Raw genomic sequence first — 16,112 nt, forward strand, 5'->3', positions numbered from 1 at the left:
CGGCGAGGCCATCGGCAGGGACGACCGGCAAAAAGCTCGACCGGACCGTCCCCGCCGGTTTCGAGACGGGGCCCGCAAGGGACCCGGGTAAATCTCCGTGTGCGGGATGCCTCCGGCGCCACTCACACAAACACATAAAACCCCGGCTCCGGCCGGCATCCCGCACTCCCTCATACCGCCAGGCGGACACGCCGTGGCGATAAAGGCGCACGCGCGCCGGATCATCCAGCCGCAGACCTGAAGGACACCGACATGTCGAGAAAACGCCCCTCCCCGCACCGTCGCGCCCGCCGCAGCAGCCCTCCGGAAGAGCGGCCGCCCGAAGTCCTGATGAAGATCGTCGAGGGCATCACACCGGGCCGCGCGGCAGAGATATCCTTCGACAGTGCAAAAATGGCCTTGATGGACCAGGAGATGGGGCGGGCCGAACGCTGGCTCGGCCTGTCCCACCGTTTCGTCCTGCTCGGTCAGCGCTTCCACGCCCTCAACAAGGCAGACGATGACGCCCAATATCTCGCGGAGCTCCGCGCGTTCGGCGAGACCAATCTGGAAGAAGCGGCCCGCGAGTGCGGGATCGATATCGACGCCGTCCTGCGGCGGGCCGAGGAAGAGGCCAATGCCGGCCCGGGCGGCGAAACGCCCGGCTGATGCGCATCAGGCCGGCGCGAACAGCAAAACGCCGCCGCAAGTCAGCCCGCGGCGGCGTCTGTACGTTCCGGTGATCCGGTACGGCTAGCCGAGCCGGCCCATTTCCCTGAGCTTGGCGATCACCTGGTCGGCGGCCTCTTCGGCGGAGATCTGCGAGGTGTCGACACGGATCTCCGGGTTTTCCGGCGCCTCGTAAGGGCTGTCGAAACCGGTGAAATTCTTGATCTCGCCGGCCTGGGCCTTCTTGTAGAGCCCCTTCGGGTCGCGCTGCATGCAGACTTCCAGCGGGGTGTCGATGAAGACCTCGACGAACTCGTCGCCCTCCACCAGTTCGCGCACCATGCGGCGCTCGGACCGGAAGGGCGAGATGAAGGAACAGGTCACCAGAAGCCCGGCATCGACGAAGAGTTTCCCGACCTCGCCGATACGGCGGATATTCTCCACCCGGTCCTCGTCGGTGAAGCCCAGATCGCGGTTCAGCCCGTGACGCACATTATCGCCGTCGAGCGAATAGGTGTGGTGACCGGCCGCCGCCAGCTTGCGCTCGACGATATTGGCAACCGTCGACTTGCCGGCGCCGGACAGGCCGGTGAACCACAGGATGGCCGGCTTCTGGCCCTTGATCTGGGCCCGGTCGGACTTGGACACATCCATCGCGTGATGATGGATGTTCGAGGCGCGGCGCAGGCCGAACTCGATCATCCCCGCACCCACCGTCTGGTTGGTGAAACGGTCGATCAGGATGAAGGCGCCCATATCGCGGATCTTGTGATACGGATCGAAGGCGATGGGACGGGCGGTCGACAGATTGCACTGGCCGATGCCGTTCATCTCCAGCTTGCGGCTGGGCTTCTTCTCATAGGTGTTGATGTCGACGCGGTATTTCAGCGACGAGACCGTCGCCGGCGTCGTCGCCGTGCCGATCTTCAGGAGGTAGGAGCGTCCCGGCAGCAGGTCGTCACCGGACATCCACAGCACTTCGGCCGCGAATTGGTCGGTCACTTCCGGACGGGCCTCAGCCGCCGCGATGACATCGCCGCGGGATATATCGATCTCGCGGTCGAGCACCAGCGTCACCGCCTCGCCAGCCACCGCCTTGTCCAGATCGCCATCGGCCGTGACGATGCGCGCGACCGTCGCTGTCAGGCCGGACTGGGCGACAGCAATGGCGTCGCCGGGCTGCACCGTGCCGGAGACGACGGTGCCGGAATAGCCGCGGAAATTCAGATTGGGCCGGTTCACCCACTGCACCGGCATGCGGAAGGGCTCGTTCTGCACATCGCTGTCGATGTCCAGCGCCTCGAGATGTTCCAGCAGGGTCGGACCCTGGTGCCAGGACATGCTTTCGGAGCGATGGGTGACATTATCGCCATAGCGCGCCGACATCGGGATCGGCGTGATGGTCTCGAAGCCCAGATCGTCGGCGCTCTTGAGATAGTCGGCGACGATCTCGTGGAAGCGGCCGCGGGCATGGTCGACCAGGTCCATCTTGTTCACCGCCAGCACGATATGGCGGATGCCCATCATGCGGGCGATATAGGTGTGTCGCAGCGTCTGCACGAGCACGCCCTTGCGCGCATCGATCATCATCACGGCGACATCGGCGGTCGAGGCACCGGTCGCCATATTGCGCGTGTACTGTTCGTGGCCCGGCGTGTCGGCGACGACGAATTTGCGCTTCTCCGTCGCAAAGAAGCGGTAGGCGACGTCGATCGTGATGCCCTGCTCGCGCTCGGCTTCGAGCCCGTCGAGCAGGAGGGCGAAATCGATCTCGTCACCGGCCGTGCCGTGCTTGCGGCTGTCCTTTTCCAGAACGTTGATCTGGTCCTCGAACAACAGCTTGCTGTCGAACAGAAGACGGCCGATCAGGGTCGACTTGCCGTCATCCACGGAGCCGCAGGTCAGAAAGCGCAGCACGCCGCGCTGGCCGGACTGGGTGAGACGCGCGATCACGTCGGCGCGCGAAGTCTGGACGGTCATCAGAAATATCCCTCGCGCTTCTTCTTCTCCATCGAGCCGGCCTCGTCATGATCGATCAGCCGGCCGGAGCGTTCCGAGGTGCGTGCTGTCAGCATCTCCAGCACGATCTCTTCAAGGGTCGTGGCGTTCGACAGGATCGCGCCGGTCAGCGGATAGCAGCCCAGCGTGCGGAAGCGGACCATTTTGAGCTCGGGCTTTTCGCCCGCCTTCAGCGGCAGGCGCTCGTCGTCGACCATGATGGTCTGGCCATCGCGCTCGACCACCGGACGCTCGGCCGCGTAGTAGAGCGGCACGATCGGGATGTCGTCTTCCAGGATGTATTGCCAGATATCCAGCTCGGTCCAGTTGGACAGCGGGAAGACGCGGATCGACTCGCCCTGGCGGATCTTGGTGTTGTAGTTGCGCCAGAGTTCCGGGCGCTGGTTCTTCGGATCCCAGCCGTGATTGCCGTCGCGGAAGGAGAAGATGCGCTCCTTGGCGCGGGATTTTTCCTCGTCGCGCCGGGCTCCGCCGAAGGCCGCATCGTATTTGTAACGGTTCATCGCCGCCCGCAGCGCCTCGGTCTTGAGCAGCTGCGTATGCAGTTGCGAGCCGCTGTCCCAGGGGTTTACGCCCCGGTCCACGGCCTCCTGGTTGATCTCGACGCGCATCTCCAGTCCGAGCGCCTCGGCGAGCGCATCGCGATAGGTGATCATTTCGCGGAACTTGAACGTCGTATCCACGTGTTGCAGCGGAAAGGGCAGGCGCGAGGGATAAAAGGCCTTCAGCGCCAGATGCAGCATCACCGCGCTGTCCTTGCCGATCGAGTACAGCATGACGGGATTGGCAAACTCGGCCGCCACTTCCCGCATGATGTGGATCGATTCCGCTTCCAGCGCCTTGAGATGCGCCGACAGCGGACGCTCGCGCGTCTTCGCCGACTTGAAGCGGTCGGCATACGCCCGGACCGTGGCCGTAATATCGCTCATGTCACCCTCAACCTTCGCGGATGGCACGTCGATATTCCGGCCAGCCTCGCGTCAGGCCGATGTAGGACAGCTCAGCGCGGATTGCCACCCGCAGAAGGGGTTTTCGGCTGCACCGCGTTCGGTGTCAGCAGCCGCGCCGGAACCGCGTCAGCCGCGAAAGCCGGTCACCGCCGCCACGACCCGGTCGATATCGCCCCCGGGCATGTCCGGGTGCATCGGCAGGGAGACGACCCGGCCGGCCGCCGCCTCGGTCACCGGCAGGCCGCCGGGCGCCACCGGATAGGACGCATACGGCGCATGCAGGTGCAGCGGGATCGGGTAGTAGATCGCCGTCGGCACGCCCTGTTCGGCCAGGTGCGCCCGGAAGGCGTCGCGGTCGTCGACCTCGATCGTGTACTGCGCCCAGGTCGACTGGGCGCCGTCGATGACCTTCGGCGTCTTCACCGCATTGCCGAGCCGGCTGTTATAGGCGTCCGCCACGCGCTGGCGCATCTGGATCTCCTCGGCGAAGACTTCCAGCTTGGCCAGCAGGATCGCAGCCTGGATCGTGTCGAGACGCGAATTGATCCCGATGCGGGCATATTCATAGCGCGATGCGCCCTCGCCGTGGACGCGGACCGATTTCATCGTATCGAACAGGGCGTCATCCTTGCACAGCACCGCGCCGGCATCGCCATAGGCGCCCAGCGGCTTGGCCGGGTAGAAGGACACGGTCAGAGCGTCGGCCCAGTTCAGCGAGGCCTTGCCGCCCAGCGTCGAGCCATAAGCCTGGGCGCAGTCGGAGACAAGTTTCAGACCGTGCTCGCGGGCAATCGGTTCCAGCGCCGGATAGTCGGCCGGCTGACCGAACAGGTCGACGGCGATCACGGCCTTCGGCGTCAGCTCGCCCTTCGCCTTCACATCGGCAATCGCCGCCGCCAGGCTTTCCGGCGACATGTTGTAGGTGTCCGGATCGATATCGACAAAGACCGGCGAGGCGCCGGCGAGCACCACAACTTCGGCCGAGGCGGCGAAGGTGAAGGACGGCACGAAGACCGCATCGCCGCGGCCGATCCCCCAGGCCATCAGCGGAATCAGGATCGCATCGGTACCATTGGCGCAGCTCAGCGCGCGGCCCATGCCGGCGAACTCCGCCAGCTTCGTTTCCAGCTCCCCGACTTCCGGTCCCAGGATGTAGCGCCCTTCGTCGAGCACTTTCATCACCGCCGCATCCATGCGGTCCTTGATACGCGCCCGCTGGGCCTGAAGGTCGATGAAGGGGATCATGTCGGTCATGAGGGAACACCTTTCGGCACCGCGCCGGCGGGCCTTGTCGCTGCGGTATACCGGTGCGCTATAAAGGCGCCCCCCTGCCCCGCAAAGTCACGAAACATTTCGCTATTCTACCGTCACCGACTTGGCGAGATTGCGCGGCTGGTCGACATCCGTTCCCTTGTGAACAGCCACGTAATAGGCCAGCAGCTGCACCGCCGTGGCGGCCACGATCGGCGCGGCCAGCCCCTTCACATCGGGAAGTTTCAGGATGGCGCTCGCCTCGCTGTCCAGCTCGTCCGCACCGGCCTTGTCGGTAATCGCGATCACCCGGGCACCACGGGCCCGCACCTCCTGGATGGAGGAGCGCGTCTTGGCGAACAGGGCGTCGTGCGGCGCGATCGCCACCACGGCCACATCGTCCTCGATCAGCGCGATCGGGCCGTGCTTGAGCTCGCCGGCGGCATAGCCCTCGGCGTGAATATAGCTGATTTCCTTCAGCTTGAGCGCGCCCTCAAGAGCCAGCGGGAAGAACACATTGCGTCCGAGATAGAGCACGATGGAAGCGTGGGCGAGCTCGGTCGCGAGCTGGTCGATCTCCTGCTCGATGGCGAGCGCAGCATTCATCTGGGCCGGGATGGCCATCAGCGACGCGACCTCGGCTTCCACGGCTTCCGGCGCCAGCTTGCCACGCTGGCTGGCAGCCAGCACGGCGAGCGAGGCCAGGGCGGAGAGCTGACAGGTGAAGGCCTTTGTCGAGGCGACGCCGACTTCCGGTCCGGCCAGTGTCGGCACCACGACATCGGCTTCGCGGGCCATCGAGGAATGCGGCGTGTTGACCAGGGCGATGGTCTTCAGACCGGCCGCCTTGCACAGGCGCAATGCTTCCAGCGTGTCAGCGGTTTCGCCGGACTGGGAGATGAAGAGCGCCGCATCCCCCGGCAGGAAGGCCGGGTCGCGATAGCGGAATTCCGACGCGATATCATTGTCGACCGGCAGGCCTGCCATAGCCTCGAACCAGTATTCGGCAATCAGTCCGGCATAGGAGGCGGTGCCGCAGCCGACGACCAGAAGCCGCGACATGCTGGCAAAATCAATGTCCTCAATGGGACGGATCCGGCCGGCCTCGGCATCGACATAGGCGCTCAGCGTCCGTCCGACGACTTCCGGCTGCTCGTAGATTTCCTTCTGCATGAAATGGCGGTGATTGCCCTTCTCCGCCATCGCCATGGAAGCCGGCGCGAGGTTGACCGGCCGCGCGACCGGCTCACCGCCCGGCGCGCAGATCTCGATACCTTCGGGACGCACGAAAACCGTGTCACCGTCTTCCAGATAGATCACCGTTCGGGCTTCACCCGTGATCGCCATGATATCGGAGGCGAGGAAGCCGGAGGTCTCGCTAGAGGCCGCGACCAGCGGCGCACCGCGGCGGGCCCCGAGCAGCAGACCGTCCTCGCCCTCGATGATGGCCGCCAGCGCGAAGGCACCCTCAAGCCGCCCCAGCGTTTCAAGCCAGGCGGTACGCGGGTCGAGCCCTGTTTCCAGATACCGGTCCAGCAATTGCGCCACGACTTCGGTATCGGTCTCGCTGGCGAAGGTTCGGCCCGCAGCAGACAACTCCGTGCGCAGGGCCTTGTAGTTCTCGATGATGCCGTTGTGCACCAGGCTGACACGGCCTGCCCGGTGCGGGTGGGCATTGCCTTCGGTCGGGGCGCCATGGGTGGCCCAGCGCGTATGCCCGACCCCGGTGCTGCCGGCCAGGGGCGCATCGGCCAGCTTGCCGGTCAGATTGCTCAGCTTGCCCTCGGCGCGGGCGATCGACACCTTGCCCTGCGCCCCGACAATGGCAATGCCGGCGGAGTCATAGCCGCGATATTCGAGCCGCTGCAGCCCTTCGAGGATGCAGCGCGACGCATCCTCGTGATTCACGACGCCGACGATTCCGCACATGCCCTTGCCTCCTGGCCCTCAACTCACGCTCCGGCTGTAGTGCGCCGCAGCATCACCAGCCAATCACTTCCCGTTCCCCGATGTTTCAATCGAAGACCGTGCCATGCCGAGGCGTTCTGTCATCGCCAGGATCTGGGCCCGCAACGCCCGCCGCGAGGTGATGCGGTCGGCATAGGCCAGGCCCTGTTCCCGATAGCGACGCCATTCGGCCTCGTCCTCGAACACCTGCAGGATTTGCGCCGCCAACGCCTCGGCCGTATCGGCAACGGCGATCTCGCGCCCGGCCTCCAGCTGCATGCCTTCCACACCGACCGAGGTCGACACGCAGGGGACACCGGCCGCCAGGCTTGCGGCGACCTTGCCCTTCGCACCGGCGCCGACGCGAAGCGGCACGACGCTCAACCGGATGCGATTGAAATAGTCGGGCAGCGACTCCACGAAGCCGAGGACGGAGATACCGTCGCGGCCGTCCAGACGCTTGTAGCGGTCCGGCATCTTGCTGCCCGCCAGCGCGAACTCGGCCTTGTCGTCGACGGCCCGCACCCGCGGCCAGACCTCGTCGAGGAACCAGTTGACGGCGTCCACATTCGGCGGATGCCCGAAGCCGCCAAGAAAGCCGATGCTGCGGCGCTCGGCGAAACCGGCCGGTGTGGGCTCTGCGTCATGGATCAGCGGCAGCAGCATGACCTTGTCGGCGCCGAGCGCGGCCTGGAGGATTTCAAGCTCGACCGTCGAATGGGTGAGTACGAGGTCAACGGCCGCCATCACCGCCAGCTCGCGCTCCCGCGTCCGCTCGGCCTCGCGGATCGCATCGGCATCGCCGCTGAGCTCGGCTTCGCGCATCTCGCGCAGATAGTGCAGATCGGCATTGAGCAGCACGACCCGCGCCTGCGGTGCATACTGGCGGATATCGGTCAGCGTCCGCTCGGCTGTGGGATAGCGGTGCAGGAAGACCAGGTCGAACTCGCCGCCGCGCTCGGCCGCAAACGGTGTGAAGCGCGAATAGAAGGGGTGGTAGATCGTCTCGATCCCCGCCCGCTGCAACGGAGCAGAGAATTCCCGCGTCCACAGGAAATTGTCCTGCGGCACGAAGGTGACCTTGAAGCCCGAGGCCTGCAGGCCGCGCATGCATTCGACGGCCACCACCGAGCCCGCATCATGGTCCGGCTCCGGCGTGGTGATATCGACGAAGAGCGCGCGCTGGCGGACCGACCGTTCCTTCTCCAGCTGGGGCAGCTGGCCATTGGGGCGGTGGCTCTGGAGAACGCCGGACCAGCGTTCCTTGAAACGCTCCAGATTGGTCACCTGGTGAGCCTTGATACCACTGCCCGTATCCGTGCCGGAAGACACGCCCTCGAAGTGCAGCAATTGCGAGCGCGGCTGCAGCAGCGTGCGGTATCCCGCCTTGCGCAGGCGGAAAGCCAGATCGGCGTCCTCGGCATAGGCCGGCACGAAAAGCTCGTCGAACCCGCCCATCTCGTTCCAGACCGGACGCGGCAGCGCAATCGCGGCGCCGGAAATGTAGTCGACCTCGCGGGCATAGCTGAATTCCGGCCGGCGCGGATCGTCGAACCGGCCCAGATTCCAGGCCGACCCGTCCTGCCAGAAAATCCCGCCGGCTTCCTGCAGGCGGCCGTCCGGATAGATCAGCTTGGATCCCGCCATGCCGATCGTGTCGTCGCCGTCGAGCGTGGCGACCAGCTCGTCCAGCCAGCCCGGCAGGACCAGCGTGTCATTGTTCAGGAAAACCAGGATCGACCCGCGCGCTTCGGCCGCCGTGGCATTGCAGTTCCGCACAAAGCCCAGATTGGGGTCGTGGCGGATCCAGCACACATTCGGGATATCGACCTCGGCCGCGGCTAGCGTGCCATCGCTCGACTTGTCGTCGCCCACAAGGATCTCGAAGGAGACCGATGGCTGAGAACGGAACACGCTTTCGATACAGGCCAGGGTGAAGGCGATCTGGTTATAGGCCGGCACAATGATCGAGACGCGCGGCGCATCGGTTCCGGCCGGTGCAATCTCCGCCAGGGACTGCGCCCAGTCGCGTGCTGTCTCGTCCGGCGTGACCGTGGCGATGGCCGGCATACCCTCGCGCTGGAAGGGCAGCTGGTATTTCTCGATCAGCCCGGTGGTCGTGGCAGCAGCGCCCGGCCCGAACTCCTCACCGAGGAAGCCGGCCAGCCGGTCGAGCGGCGGCAGAACCTGACCCGCGCCCTCTGCCGCCTCTTCACCGGGCGGGAACGCCGACGGATCATGGCGGGCGGACAGGCGCGCCGGAAGCTGCAGGGTAACCGTCCACCAGACAAGTTTCAGCCCGCGCCGCGTCCACCGCGTCAGCCAGGGCATTCCGCGCAACATGCGCCGCAACGGATCGGTCGCCCGCCAGATGGTCGAGTTCTCGATCTGCGCCAGTCGCTGGGCGACGTGATCGCGCTCCATCCGCAGTGCGATACGCTCGCTGTCGGCCTGGCGGTAGGCGACCTGGGTGTCGGCCAGCTCCGCTTCCAGACGATCGGCGTGGTCGCGATAGGCCTGCACCGAGGCTTCGAGCGCCTTGAAGTCGGAGACGAGGGTCTCGAGTTCCGAAACGAGGCGATCACGTTGCGCCTCCAGTTCGTGAATATAGCCTTGTGCGGCCTTTGCCCGCGCGTCGGCTTCAGCCTGATCGACCCGTGCTTTTTCCAGATCGGCCTCAAGACCGGAAATGACCGTCTGAGCGGACGCGGCCCGCGCTTCCGCATCCTTCTGGTCACCGCGGGCTGTCTCCAGGTCCTTTTCGAGACCGGTAATCGTTTCTTGCGCAGCCTTCGCCCGGGCCTCGGCATCCGTCTGGTCGCGCCGGGCGGTTTCCAGATCCGCGATCGCATCGGCGATCACGGCCTCTGCCCGTTCGGCCTCTGCGGTCTTGGCTGCGAGTTCGGACTTCACCTCTCCTAGCTGGCGGCGGAAGCGCTTGTGGGTCGCCAGCAGAATGCTTGTCGCCGCTGTGATCTCTGCGTCGATCCGGTCGAGCACCTCCGGTCCGGCCTGCACCGCCCGGCCCTCAAGCACCTCATCGACCGCGCGGACAATCCCGGCGACCGTCGCCGAGAAGCGCACATCGGCTCCCGAACGGGCCGGCTTGAGAAAGGCCTTCAGGTCGCTTTCGACCGCCTGCCGGCTGCGGGGCCAGGCAAAGCCGGCCGTATCAGCCAGGCCGAAGATCCGATCCGGCCAGTTCACGACATCCGCGCCGTAGTCGAGAACAAGATGCGGAGCGTCGCCGAGAACCCGCAGCGTGCTGGTATTGGACTGGGCCCACAACAGACCCGCCTCGTCGGCGCTCATCCCGTCGCGCCGGTCGAGCGAGGCGGCAACGTCGGCTGCGGCGCGCCGGCAATGGATCAGCACGGGCCGGTAGCCGGCCTTGGTGACGGCCTCGATCCAGAAGCCCGGGATCAGCGCACAGCGCGGGTCCTTGATGACGATGAGCGGCGCATCGCCATAGACCTCGCCGACCAGCGCAGCGGCCTCCGCAGTGGCGGACTTGCCGAAAGACGCCGTGATCCGGCTTTCGGGAACCGGATCGTCCCAGCCGAAATCCTGGGCCTCGAGCAGGCGCTCGTTGAAATCGACAATCGAGCGCGGCTCCCAATAGCCGGTCTCGTTGCCCGCATTGGCCGGCAGCACGTCTTCGGGCAGAACCGCACCGAACAGGTTGGCGATCCGGGTACAGGCCGACGTGCCCGAGCGGTGCATGCCGAGAACCAGAATAGCCGTCTTCTGGGGGGCGGAGGATTTTGCCATATCGCGCCTGTATGCCTTTTTATTATCCGGTGGACCGCCCGGTCCGGGATCTGTGCGACGGGCGACCTACGCGTCGGCGTAACAGCGGATCGCCTCACCCATATCGCCGAAATACCGCACCTTGCCCTTCTCGAGGAAAATCCCCTTGTTGCAGATCCGTTCCAGCAGGCGATTATTGTGCGATGCCAGCACCACGATGCCGGCAGCGGCGACGAGCTCTTCCATCCGCTGGGCGGCCTTTTCGCGGAACGCGGCGTCACCGGCGCCGATCCACTCGTCCATGATCAGGATGTCGGCATCCAGCGTGGTCGCGATCGAGAAACTCAGCCGCAGCTGCATGCCGCGCGAATAGGTGTCGACCGGTCGTTCCAGATACTCGTCCAGCTCGCTATAGGCCGCGATCGGCTCGGAAAGCTCACGCGCCTGTTTCCAGGTATAGCCGGCCGCCAGCAGCCGCAGCTGGATGTTCTCGTAGCCGGTCGCATCGCCATTGATACCGAGGCCGGTTTCCATGAGAGACTGAACGACCCCGACAGACTGGACCTTGCCGGCATCGGGAATGACGACACCGGAAAGCACCCGCAAGAGCGAGGTCTTGCCGGCACCGTTGGCGCCGACCACGCCCAGCTTGTCACCCTCGGCGAGATCGAAGGAGACGGAGTCCAGCGCGAGTTGGTGGGTCGGTTGCCCGCGAACCGCGGAAAACAGCGGATATTTGAGCGTGATGTCTTGTGCAGAAAGTTTGGTCACGTCACAGCCCGTTCAAACCCAGTAGAAGATGCGGTTCTTGTTGAGGCGGAAAACCAGTGCGCTGATCGCGCAGCCGGCAGCCGTTATCGCCAGGACAATTACCCAGCTCGTATAGGGTACCGTGCCGGAAACGAGCGGTTCGCGGAAGATCGCGATCACATGCGTGAACGGGTTGTAGTCGGCATACTTGCCATACTCGCCGAAAGACGCAGGCACCCACAGGATCGGCGTCAGGAAAAAGAGCAGGCGCACGACGGTCTGGGTCAGATGAACAAGGTCCCGGACACGGGCACAGATGACGCCCAGCAGGAGCTGGGTCCAGATCCCGTTGATGATAAGGACGGGGATCGACAACAGGCTTGTCAGCGCAATCCACGGATCGGGCGCCGGATAGATGGCCAGAACGATCAGAATGACCAGGCCGGACAATGCCAGCTGGATCACACTGCGCGTGACGCTTTGAAGGACGTAGATGCCGTAAGGCAGATCCGTGCCGGTGATCCATCGCGAACTGGCAATGAACACATTGCAGCCCTCAACCAGATTGGCCTGGACGAATGTCCATATCAGGAAGCCCGTCGACAGCCAGACGGCGAAGAAGGACATTTCCTCGGCCGACAGTACGCCGAAGATCACGATCTTCACGCCCACGAACAAGGCAAAGGACACGAACAGCCAGGCCGCGCCGAGCAGCGAACGGCGGAAGCGGCGCCGCCAGTCGTGCCAGGCCAGCATCAGCCAGAAGCGCCACAGGCGGATAACGGCGGGCAATTTGACTTCCGGCTGGGTCTGATGAGCGACGGTCACGCGCGTGGTCTTCCTGTTCTGGCCGGACACAAGGCGGCGGCCGTGGGCCGGACTTCCTTGGCACAAGATCGGAGCTGTCGCCAACTGCCGAACGGCAGTCGCGGGTACGAATCAGATACTTCCAATAGCATCCCCGGTTGCCGCGGGCACGCACTACAAGGCAAGCCAGTCCTCCGCCCATTCCATCCGGACGCGGTCCATGCGTGGCGGCGCATGGGGATCGGCAGCACCCAGACGGGGATGACGCGCGAGAACACGCTGCCATTCGGCGCGATGCCGGTCGCCGACGGGCTCACGGCCGCGGCTCGCGGACTCGTCATGGATGCCCGAGACGTCCGGTGTCCAGACCACCGACAATCCACGATCGCGGACATCCAGACACAGGACAATGTCGTTGAAATCCGTCGGCCAGCCTTCATCAAGCCCGCCAATCTCGCGGAACAGCCCGGTCCGGATGCCCAGACAAGCCCCGGTCACAGCGAACACCTGACGCGGGACGGTATAGAGGCCCAGTGGGCCGTCGGTGCGCCGCCCCGGTTCCAGATGCGCCGGAAGCCCGTCCCGCGACAGGGTCAGACCGACATGCTGACGGCGCCCGTCCGGATAACGCAGATCCACGCCGACAGCACCGATGCCGGGCCGGGCCAGCCAGCCAGACATCACCGCCGTCCAGTTTGCCCCGAGACCGCGTACATCATTGTTCAGCATCACCAGGTTGGGACAGCCCGCCAAAGCCGCACCGGCATTGACCAGCCGGGAGAAATTGAACGCCCCCGCCTCGCGGCAGACACGGGCCCCGCGGTCCTGGGCCGCCTCGATCAGCGCAAGCGCTGCGGCATCGCGTGTCTCGTGATCGACCAGGATCAGCTCGTCCTGCGGCCGCAAACCGGCTTCCACGCTCTCCAGGCACGCCGCCAGCAGTGCCGGCGCATCCCGCGTGGGAATGACAATCGAGACACCGGCATCGTCCACCGGCACGCCCCCCTGGCGGGTCCAGGGCTCGATGACCTGGCTGCGCCCGAGGCACTCGCTGAGATGCACATGGTTTTCCGACTGGGCGATGTCCTGGGCGGCACCAGCGCGGAAGGCGATATGCCGCGTCATTGCGCTGGAATACCGATCAAGCTCTGCCGCCGCTGCCGGCCGCAAAACCTCCCGGCCTGCGACGAGAAAATCCCAGGAGACGCTGTCGGCTCCGGTACACCGGAGCACATTGGCAATACGCCGCCGGGCGCCCGGCATCAGACTGTCACCCAGGCTGTGCATGCGCTCGAACTCGGTTTGCGACAGACGGTGACCGGACTCATCGAGATGGACGATCCGGACCGGCACCGGCTTGAAGCCTGCAATGTTCGCCGACCTGGCAAACGCCTGCCAGGTGGAACGCGGACGCCGGACAAAGCGGCGGATCAACCGGCTGAATGCCGCGGCCAGATGCCGGAGCCGCGCCGGTTCAAGCCGCGCAGCCTGCCGCTCTTTGGTCGCGCAGTTTTCCAGCACGGCGATGAGATCACTGGCGCCAAGGCCGACCAGCGCCGTTCCCGGACGCAGCCGGCCGGACGCCTGCCATTCTCCGCCGGCACGCTTCACGAACAGGCCGAATTCCTGATAACTGACCGGCGTGTCGGGCAAACTGACGATAACGGGGCGCAAGCGTCTCACCCTCACTCTTCCCGGAAGGGCCGGATTGAACACATGGCGGAAGACAGCTCGAACTCAGCCCTTCCGGCCGGGAAATCACATATGAGCCTGAAATCGACCGCCTACCGGGCAGCCCTCAAGACCTACACGCACATCGGCGCACGCTTCACACCGCGCCGCATGCCCTACATGCCCGGCATGCCCGTCCGGGTCGAGGGGTTTCATGGCGAAATTCTCGGCATCGGCGAGACGGCCCGGCAGTTCGCCCGCGCCATGATGCAGGCGGGACACGATACACGACCCTGGAGCATCGATCCGCGGCTTCGCCCCGCCGGACCGGCCACGGCCGACCGCACCGAAACCGCCCTGCGCGTGAGTCACCTCAACCCCGATCAATTGCTGGAATTCTCAATGCGCATCGCCAGCGCCGGGGAGCGGCGCATGCCCCATGCCGGCTACTGGGTGTGGGAACTGGGCCGCGCCCCGAAGCACTGGCGCCGCGCCGCCGGTCTCGTCGATGCCGTTTGGACCCCTTCGCGCTTCTCCGCCGATGCCATAACGCAGATCCTGCCCGAAGGGCGCGTGGCCGAAGTCCTGCCGCCACCGATCTTCGCATCCGGACCGGCTGAAGCTCCGCCCGGGCTTCCCGGACAGGCAGAGGCCGTCCGGGTGCTGGCACTGTGCGATCTGCGGTCCTCGGCGGCCCGCAAGAACCCGCTCGGCGCCCTGGCCGCGTTCGAGACTGCCTCGGCCTCGGCGTCCCGCCCGGCGCATCTTGTCCTGAAAGTGACCGGCTCCGCGCAATGCCCCGGCGAGATGGCCCGGCTTGCGGCGCGAATCGGCGACCGGCCGGACGTCACCCTGCTTGTGAAGGATCTCACCGACGCGCAGATGCTCGGACTGATAGAGGCTTGCCCGATCGCGTTGAGCCTGCATCGCTCGGAGGGCTTCGGCCTGCTCGCGGCCCATGCGGCCTATCGCGGGAAGGCGGTAATCGCGACAAACTGGTCGGCCCCGACCGAATTCCTGACCGCCGAAGGCGCCGGCCTGGTCAATTACCGCCTGGTCCCGGTCGAGGACGCGCAGGGCATTTATCCCGATGGGCAAAGCTGGGCGGAGCCGGACATCGACCATGCCGCCGACTGGCTCGTCAGGCTGATTGACAAGCCGGAGCTGCGCAGCCGCATGGGGGAGATCGCCCGCAGGCACGCCGATGCACGCCTCGGTCCGGCAGCCTGGCAGGCCTGCCTGGCTAGCCGTCTCGACGGGCTGGCCCGGGCGCATCGGGATCTGTGAAGCCGTAGGGATCGCGCACCTGTTCCCAGCCGATCTTGCGCACCGTGAAACTGTCGCTGCGGCCATTGCGCTCCATCCGGACCTCGACGTCGTAGAGGCCGACCGAGTGGATCGACTCCCCCAGATAACCGCGCGCGATCGGGACGGTCGCGACGGGGCGCGCCTGCCAGTGCACAACCCAGCCGCCGATCATGATCTCGCCGTCCGGCTGGAGCTGCGGATTGACGGTCTCCAGCCAGGCGAGCGCATTTTCTTTCGCTTCAAGCGCCGCGGCAGACTGCTCGAGGCGGAAGGCAGCGTCTGCCAGCGCTCGCTGCAGCTGGTAGAGCGGGATCATCGCCACAGCGATCAGTGCAATCGCCGCCAGAACCTCAACGACGGAAAAGCCGGCGCGCGTTTTGGGAACCCGGTGTTTCACACCAACCTCCCCGCCACAACAGCCGCGGAGAACCCGGCGACAAGGCCAGGCCCGAACGCATAGCGCGCCGCTCCGGCCTGCCCGCGCAGCAGTGCAAGCAATACCGTAACGGCAACAGCGACAAGAAGCGCCGGACCGACCCAACCCAGTCCGCACCACAATCCACCGGCCGCGGCGAGGCCGTAATCGCCGGTTCCCAGACCCTGTTTCCGGCTCCGAAGCCAGACCGCGAGACTGCCGCACAAAAGCACCGCCAGTGCGACGCCGGCACCGCCCAGCGCAATGCCCCATGTGGCGTAGGGATGCAGGACGGGCGCCGCGAGAAGTCCCGAGAGAAAAAGCCCGGCCGACTGCAGGTCCGCGATGACGCCCGACTGCCAGTCAAGCCATGCCGCGGCCAGGGCCAGCGGAACGGCAACGGCGATGGCAACCGCAAGCAGGGCATGCGTGCCGGCTGCCAGGGCGGCTCCGCCAGCGACCGGGGCGGAGATGAAAAGCGCGATCCGTACGGGCCAGCCGGCCGGGGAGGAGCCGAAGCCGGCGGTGTATCCGCCCAGCCCGCCCGCGAGGAGTACGGTCCCTGTTCCGGCAAGGATGAGCAGGGTGTCGGTCAC

At 65.8% G+C, this 16,112-nt stretch carries 12 protein-coding genes; 2 read left to right on the top strand and 10 right to left on the bottom strand.

Features of this window, described 5'->3' with window-relative positions; translation table 11 throughout:
* Positions 1 to 252: 252 nt before the first annotated feature.
* The gene (locus ABJO18_RS02860) at positions 253 to 648 is read left to right on the top strand and encodes a hypothetical protein (protein ID WP_348508583.1); all 396 of its coding nucleotides are present in this window, start codon (positions 253 to 255) and stop codon (positions 646 to 648) included.
* An 84-nt stretch (positions 649 to 732) separates the two neighbouring features.
* On the opposite strand, the gene cysN is transcribed toward ABJO18_RS02860, so the two are convergent.
* From cysN to ABJO18_RS02900, 8 genes are all read right to left on the bottom strand, one after another.
* Positions 733 to 2,628 (bottom strand): sulfate adenylyltransferase subunit CysN, encoded by a 1,896-nt coding sequence (cysN, locus tag ABJO18_RS02865; protein WP_348508584.1) that lies wholly within the window; start codon positions 2,626 to 2,628, stop codon positions 733 to 735.
* Entirely contained in the window at positions 2,628 to 3,596 is a 969-nt protein-coding gene (cysD, locus tag ABJO18_RS02870) for a sulfate adenylyltransferase subunit CysD (RefSeq protein WP_348508585.1), read from the bottom strand. The genes cysN and cysD overlap by 1 nt, the downstream gene beginning before the upstream one ends.
* A 147-nt stretch (positions 3,597 to 3,743) precedes the next feature.
* Positions 3,744 to 4,871, bottom strand: coding sequence for a DegT/DnrJ/EryC1/StrS family aminotransferase (locus ABJO18_RS02875; protein WP_348515724.1), 1,128 nt, complete (start codon positions 4,869 to 4,871; stop codon positions 3,744 to 3,746).
* 102 nt (positions 4,872 to 4,973) lie between these two features.
* The gene (glmS, locus tag ABJO18_RS02880; RefSeq protein WP_348507251.1) at positions 4,974 to 6,797 is read right to left on the bottom strand and encodes a glutamine--fructose-6-phosphate transaminase (isomerizing); all 1,824 of its coding nucleotides are present in this window, start codon (positions 6,795 to 6,797) and stop codon (positions 4,974 to 4,976) included.
* A 63-nt stretch (positions 6,798 to 6,860) separates the two neighbouring features.
* The gene (locus ABJO18_RS02885) at positions 6,861 to 10,586 is read right to left on the bottom strand and encodes a glycosyltransferase (protein ID WP_348507252.1); all 3,726 of its coding nucleotides are present in this window, start codon (positions 10,584 to 10,586) and stop codon (positions 6,861 to 6,863) included.
* A 66-nt stretch (positions 10,587 to 10,652) separates the two neighbouring features.
* Positions 10,653 to 11,336 (bottom strand): ATP-binding cassette domain-containing protein, encoded by a 684-nt coding sequence (locus tag ABJO18_RS02890; protein ID WP_348507253.1) that lies wholly within the window; start codon positions 11,334 to 11,336, stop codon positions 10,653 to 10,655.
* Positions 11,337 to 11,348: 12 nt separating this feature from the next.
* Positions 11,349 to 12,143, bottom strand: coding sequence for an ABC transporter permease (locus ABJO18_RS02895; RefSeq protein ID WP_348507254.1), 795 nt, complete (start codon positions 12,141 to 12,143; stop codon positions 11,349 to 11,351).
* Between the two features lie 153 nt (positions 12,144 to 12,296).
* On the bottom strand, positions 12,297 to 13,805 hold the full coding sequence (locus tag ABJO18_RS02900; protein WP_348515725.1) for a glycosyltransferase: 1,509 nt from the start codon (positions 13,803 to 13,805) through the stop codon (positions 12,297 to 12,299).
* A gap of 81 nt (positions 13,806 to 13,886) precedes the next feature.
* On the opposite strand from ABJO18_RS02900, the gene ABJO18_RS02905 reads away from it, so the two are divergent.
* On the top strand, positions 13,887 to 15,080 hold the full coding sequence (locus tag ABJO18_RS02905) for a glycosyltransferase (RefSeq protein ID WP_348507256.1): 1,194 nt from the start codon (positions 13,887 to 13,889) through the stop codon (positions 15,078 to 15,080).
* On the opposite strand, the gene ABJO18_RS02910 is transcribed toward ABJO18_RS02905, so the two are convergent.
* Together ABJO18_RS02910 and ABJO18_RS02915 are read right to left on the bottom strand one after the other, a co-directional pair.
* Positions 15,037 to 15,498, bottom strand: coding sequence for a prepilin-type N-terminal cleavage/methylation domain-containing protein (locus ABJO18_RS02910; protein ID WP_348507257.1), 462 nt, complete (start codon positions 15,496 to 15,498; stop codon positions 15,037 to 15,039). The two genes, ABJO18_RS02905 and ABJO18_RS02910, sit on opposite strands and share 44 nt — an antisense overlap.
* The gene (locus ABJO18_RS02915; RefSeq protein ID WP_348507258.1) at positions 15,495 to 16,112 is read right to left on the bottom strand and encodes a prepilin peptidase; all 618 of its coding nucleotides are present in this window, start codon (positions 16,110 to 16,112) and stop codon (positions 15,495 to 15,497) included. The genes ABJO18_RS02910 and ABJO18_RS02915 overlap by 4 nt, the downstream gene beginning before the upstream one ends.

Source organism: Maricaulis sp. (assembly GCF_039978735.1).
Lineage (GTDB): Bacteria > Pseudomonadota > Alphaproteobacteria > Caulobacterales > Maricaulaceae > Maricaulis.